Genomic DNA, 642 nt, shown 5'->3' with positions numbered 1-642 from the left:
ATAGGCTTCTGCATCGGCCGCCAGGGAACACTGGCAACTTTCACAACTGGATCGCATTTCAAGCATCTGGATCATCCGATTAGTGCGCTTTGACTTTCTCTTTGCCGCAGCGATCACAGCGGTATACCGTCACCAGCTTTCCCTGCTTCACATCAAACTGCTTTTCCTTGCAGATCACCCACTTGTGAAAGTCGTGCTGACACATGCCTTTTTTTGGCATCTTCTTTTGCGGTTTTTTGAACGGCAGAATATCGCCCATTAGCTCAGCACCATGACTACAACTGGTAACCAGAGCATACCGTAAATTAGGTTCATCGCGGAATTGAGTGATCAGCCGGCTTCAGAACTTGTCTCATTAGCCCGCCCGGCAACCGCTGGACGCCGGATGCCCGACGACAGTCGCTCAGGCAAGGGGCTTTACGTCAGGCATCCGGCATCGAGAAGCATGCTATTTACTCTAACCCGTGAAGAACCGTAAATGAGCCCTAAAGCGAGTTCAGCAACCCCAGCCCCAGAACGATTTCTATTACCATGAACAATGCGGGGTAACGATCCAGGCGGCGATCCACCAGCCAGGACAGTAACCGGCCAGCCGCCTGGGTCGTTACCCCGCATTGTTCATGGTAATAGAAATCGTTCTGG

The 642-nt window shown here is 52.0% G+C and carries 1 protein-coding gene; it reads right to left on the bottom strand.

Going from position 1 to position 642, the window contains the following annotated elements; translation table 11 throughout:
* Positions 1-79: 79 nt before the first annotated feature.
* Positions 80-259: a hypothetical protein gene (locus A3730_RS11365; RefSeq protein ID WP_063520194.1), complete on the bottom strand. Its 180-nt coding sequence runs from the start codon at positions 257-259 to the stop codon at positions 80-82.
* Between the last annotated feature and the right edge of the window lie 383 nt (positions 260-642).

Source organism: Alcanivorax sp. HI0044, assembly GCF_001634945.1.
The sequence above is the reverse complement of the archived record's forward strand: the minus strand, read 5'-3'. Positions and strand labels throughout refer to the sequence as shown.

Bases quoted from the DNA above. Each gene is read 5' to 3' on its own strand.
- A3730_RS11365 (WP_063520194.1), bottom strand. From the start codon at position 259: ATGGGCGATATTCTGCCGTTCAAAAAACCGCAAAAGAAGATGCCAAAA.